The sequence below is a fragment of the Microcystis sp. T1-4 genome (assembly GCF_000297435.1).
Lineage (GTDB): Bacteria > Cyanobacteriota > Cyanobacteriia > Cyanobacteriales > Microcystaceae > Microcystis.
The window spans coordinates 1-4526 of sequence record NZ_CAIP01000441.1 but is presented as its reverse complement, the minus strand read 5'-3'; the positions used below and the strand labels follow the sequence as shown (position 1 = coordinate 4526).

The 4526-nt window shown below is 37.9% G+C and carries 5 protein-coding genes; all 5 read left to right on the top strand.

Annotated features, from left to right (window positions below):
- The first annotated feature begins 167 nt into the window (after positions 1–167).
- The 5 genes from MICAI_RS22045 (at position 168) to MICAI_RS27645 (ending at position 4511) form a co-directional block, all read left to right on the top strand.
- Positions 168–770, top strand: a complete 603-nt coding sequence (locus tag MICAI_RS22045) for a Uma2 family endonuclease (protein WP_002782192.1) — start codon at positions 168–170, stop codon at positions 768–770.
- A 15-nt stretch (positions 771–785) separates the two neighbouring features.
- Complete coding sequence (locus MICAI_RS22040; RefSeq protein WP_008207276.1) at positions 786–1817, top strand: SAVED domain-containing protein; 1032 nt, start codon at positions 786–788, stop codon at positions 1815–1817.
- Positions 1818–1824: 7 nt separating this feature from the next.
- Complete coding sequence (locus tag MICAI_RS22035; RefSeq protein ID WP_008207274.1) at positions 1825–3249, top strand: Cas10/Cmr2 second palm domain-containing protein; 1425 nt, start codon at positions 1825–1827, stop codon at positions 3247–3249.
- Between the two features lie 10 nt (positions 3250–3259).
- Positions 3260–4243, top strand: coding sequence for a type III-B CRISPR module-associated Cmr3 family protein (locus MICAI_RS22030; protein WP_008207272.1), 984 nt, complete (start codon positions 3260–3262; stop codon positions 4241–4243).
- Between the two features lie 142 nt (positions 4244–4385).
- Complete coding sequence (locus tag MICAI_RS27645; RefSeq protein WP_002757501.1) at positions 4386–4511, top strand: hypothetical protein; 126 nt, start codon at positions 4386–4388, stop codon at positions 4509–4511.
- Positions 4512–4526 lie beyond the last annotated feature (15 nt).

The following is a 4526-nucleotide window of genomic DNA, read 5'->3' as shown; positions in this document are numbered from 1 at the left end:
CAATTTTTAACGCCTACCTACTTAATTGTCTAGCTACTGATTAGGGAGGGTAGCGGGGGTGGGAGTTTTTTTTAAGGATTTTTTAACCCCCAAAATCCCCCGATTCTGGCGAGCAATCAGTATCATAGATAACAACAACAAGTTTTAGGTCTAATCCGATAAAAATCATGACCTACCTATCTCCTAAATTATTCACTTTTGAAGACTTTTTAAACCAGTATGGAGATGACCCACGCTATCAATTAATTGACGGGGAGTTGCGAGACTTGGAACCCACTGGACCTCAGGAATCCGTAGCGGGAAAAATCGCAGGAAGACTGTGGGGAGAAATCTTGCGATTACATCTACTCTGGACAATTCCTAAAAACTGTTTGCTCCGTCCAGAATCCGGTCAAGCTACTGCTTTACGTCCCGATGTCATCATTTTGGATGAAGTGGACTTTAGCACCGAACCTCTCTGGGAAAAACAACCAATTTTAACTAGCTCCCCAGCAATTAAATTAGTGGTAGAAGTGGTTAGTAGTAATTGGCAAGATGATTATGCACGCAAAGTTGAAGAATACTCATCTTTAGGTATTGCTGAATATTGGATTGTCGATTTTCGTGGATTGGGTGGCATCTCTTTTATCGGTAAACCCAAACAGCCTACTTTGACTATTTATCAGCTAGAAGGTGATGAATATCAACAAAAATTATATCGTCTTTATGAGCGCATTAGTTCGGCAGTTTTTCCCGAATTGTCTCTGTGTCTTCTCGATATTATGCCCTAAATCTCTAGTAAAGTTATGCTGAAATCTCTTAAAAATGTCCTGGGTAATCTGCGTCAATATCCCTATAATATTATCTTTAATCCCCTCACCAATGCAGCATTAGCCATCGCCGCTATTTTGGCACTAATTGCCGATCAATTTGGCCAGGGATATTATCTAATTTTTCTGATTACTTTGGCTCTAGTTATCATCGGTATCTGGCTAGAATCTCAGAAATACGACCTCTATAAACATCAGGCGATTCCTCTACCGATAGTGATTAAAATTGCTAATCCTGCCGATAGTAATAAGGCTCTGCAATCGCTTTTTAATATCATCGAAACAGAAAATAAATACAAAGATCATCAAAATAATCTTGACCAGTATCTCAATATTAGCGAAACAGACTTAATTTTTAACTACTCCTGTGATATTTATGATCAAGAAATGCTGAGAGCTTTTCTGCAAATACTACGCTATAATCTAGAGAAACTTAAGAAAAAAACTCCCCAAAATACTATTATTTATCTTGCCTATATCGGTCCGATTAGCGTCGCTATTATGGTCGGTACTATTCTCGCTACCGAAGGAGTAAAAATCTTTCAATATAATAAATCTTCTGATAGTTATTATCCTGTGGTGGAAATTAGCGATCGCAAACTTAAAGAAGATATTAAGGAATACGAAAAATTTGAGCGTGTTGTCACCGAAAAAGGTCAAGATAGAGTAACTATAGCCATCGATGTTTCTTCCCATAAAATTAATCTTAATGATCAGAGTATTGAAAACTACGGCGATTTAATTTATCTGAAAAGTAAAGGCAGTGGTACAATTGAAAAAAATGAAGATTGGCTACAATATTCTAGAGAAATTTTTAAAACTATCAACATCGCTCAACAAAAAAACTATCAAGAGATTAAGCTAGTTTATTCCATGCCTATAACTTTGGGAATACTTGTCGGAATGGCCGTTCAACAATACTGGCCAATTCTCCTAACTCAATACGAAAATTCTACCTACAGAAATCTTATTAATCTTCAGGAATTTAAACTTTATCGAGGACAATAAAGATAAAATGAACTATACTGTAATTACCTTTGCTCCTGTGCAAGGATTCATCGAAAAATCGCGTAAACTAAGGGACTTATACGGTGGTTCTTTTTTATTATCCTATCTTGCCGATGCTATCTGTCAGGCAGCGGATAAATATCCTGAATGTAGCCTTATTTCTCCCGCTTTAATTGACGTTAAAAGAGGAACTCCCAACCAAATCTTAATCGCGGGTAATTTTCCCAAAAAAGAAGCCGAACAAGTCTTCGATGACGCATGGCAAAAAGTGGTTAATAAGTGTCGGGTTTGGATTGAACAAAATTTACCACAATACAATTATACTTGGCGACGAGAATGGAACCTATGGATTAATCATACTTGGGAATTCTTCTGGGCGCAAGAGGACTCGATCGATTGTGCGTTTAAAAGTCTGCAACAGAAAAAATATCAACGAGATTGGACGAGAATTAATTGGCAAGGAGAAAGTTCTAGCTTATCGGGTTCCGATGCCATTGTTTGGTATGGAATGACGGATCAAACCCATCCTTTATATTCTAGTATTTCCCAACAAAATCAGCAAATCACTGAATTTTATCAACAATTAAGTCAAAAACTTTCTAATGCTATCCTCGATGAAACCGAACGTCTTAGCATTCCCGAATTAGTCAAAAGAATGATTACATTATATGATATTGGCAAGCCTTTAAACCTAGAACTTCCTAAAAAATTTGTGGAACTAAATCGCTACGAGGAAAAATCCTATACAGGATGGTTTCAAGGGGACGGTGACGGGATGGGAAATTACCTAAAAAATCTGTCCATATCCTCAAGAAAAGAATTTAGTCAAAGAATGCGACAATGGGGAGAAGAACTAGAAAATTATCTTAACTTTGGTCGCATTATTTATGGAGGAGGAGATGACTTTCTCGGGGTTTTGTTTCCACAAAAATCCGAACTAAAATTAACCCTACAAGATTGTCTATATTGGTTTGATCAATTTCATCGAGAAATCTGGCCAAAACACGGTTATTCTCAGGATATAACTGTTAGCGTCGGTTTTGTTTGGGCAGCTTCAGGAGTTCCTCAGCGTGACATATTACAACAATGTCGAGAAGCAGAAAAATCCGCTAAAAATCAAGGTAAAAATCGTCTCGCGGTGCGAATTCTTTTTAACAGTGGTAACTATTTAGAGTGGGTTTGTCCCTGGGAAAACTTAAAAGATATCCTCGATAATTATTGCGATCGCAGTGAAGGAAAAAACTGGACACATTTCTATAATGATATAGCAACTTTAGAAAATCGCCGCGCTTTTACCGATGATAATCACGATATTGCCAATGCAGTTTTTAACCTTTATTTTAATCAAAATATACCCATCGATACCACCTCTCACCAAGACAAAAATAACTGGGTAATTAACCTCTCAAAAGTGGCCAATCATCTCACCTAAACATAGAAAAATGCTGCAACATCTGATCATAATTAAACCTTTGGGATTTCTCTACGGTAGCGCCGGTCCGTTTCTGTCTCCAGAAAATCTAGTTGGACGTTCAGGAAATCGTTTTCCCCCCACTGCTGCCACAGTTTCGGGACTATTTGCTCACAGCAATCCCACCAATATTCGCGATTTACAAATTGCCGGCCCTTTTTGGGCAAACAGTGAACAACCAGATAACTTTTTTGTCCCCACTCCCTTTATTTATTTGGCTAAAAAACCCCTCGCAAATTATTTTCAAGACCAAGAAAATAACGACAATGGAAAAATTCAACACACCTTAACATGGCAAGAAAAATGGCAAGAGAAAGACAGTAAACAAATTGAGGGAAAATTCGATCGAGATAGTTGGATTCCTATCAACCAATGGTATAATCCTCAAAAAGCCTATGGTTCTCCGTGGCAATATCATCCCCATCTCCATCCGCGTTTGTTAGAGGAGCAAAGAAAGGTAAAAACCGGGGAATTATTCCTCGAAAATGCCGTCCAGTTACATCCAGATGCTTGTCTAGTTTATTTAGCTAATCAACCCCTAGAAAATGGCTGGTATCGCTTTGGTGGGGAATCCCATCTAGTGGCAGTTAAATCACTTGAACTAAGCAGCCATCTCCAAACTTTATTTAATCAAGATGTCGGTCAATATTTTGCCCTCATTACTGCCGCAATCTGGGGAACAAATCGCCTATCAACTCGCAATCCCAGTGATTGGCAATTAGAAACCCTCAACACCGAAAGACCAATAACCTATCGTTATCGATTCGGAGGAAAAGATAAAGTTAAGCGCTTATCTAGGGGACGTTATGCAGTTCCCGCAGGAACAGTTTATCGCTTAAAAAACCCCTTACCATCTTGGCAAAATTGGCAGGAATCTTGGTTCCCCAGCGAAGGGGTTTCTCTCAAACGTTGGGGCTGCGGATTAGCCTTACCCTTAGAAAATATTGCCAAATAAAGCCTATAATTATTGAGTAGGGTAAATGAGACAAGCATAAGTGATAGCTATGGCAAAACTAAAAACTATATTTCCCCGAAAAGCTTTATTAGATTATTGAAAAAGTGGTAATAATCAAGGCTCAAAAATTAGCAAAAATAAAATGCTGCGTATGTTTTTAGATTTTTTGGTAGAAGATGCCTTTAAAAACCCTTCTTCTCTCACTCCTTACACAGAGGAAATGGCTAAAGAAATCGATGAATTATTAAAGGGTGTTGCAATTGATTAGGAATAAACCTATAAG

Excerpts from the sequence above, each read along its gene's own strand:
- MICAI_RS22035 (WP_008207274.1), top strand. The coding sequence starts at position 1,825 with ATGAACTATACTGTAATTACCTTTGCTCCTGTGCAAGGATTCATCGAA.
- MICAI_RS22045 (WP_002782192.1), top strand. The coding sequence starts at position 168 with ATGACCTACCTATCTCCTAAATTATTCACTTTTGAAGACTTTTTAAAC.
- MICAI_RS27645 (WP_002757501.1), top strand. The coding sequence starts at position 4,386 with ATGCTGCGTATGTTTTTAGATTTTTTGGTAGAAGATGCCTTTAAAAAC.
- MICAI_RS22030 (WP_008207272.1), top strand. The coding sequence starts at position 3,260 with ATGCTGCAACATCTGATCATAATTAAACCTTTGGGATTTCTCTACGGT.
- MICAI_RS22040 (WP_008207276.1), top strand. The coding sequence starts at position 786 with ATGCTGAAATCTCTTAAAAATGTCCTGGGTAATCTGCGTCAATATCCC.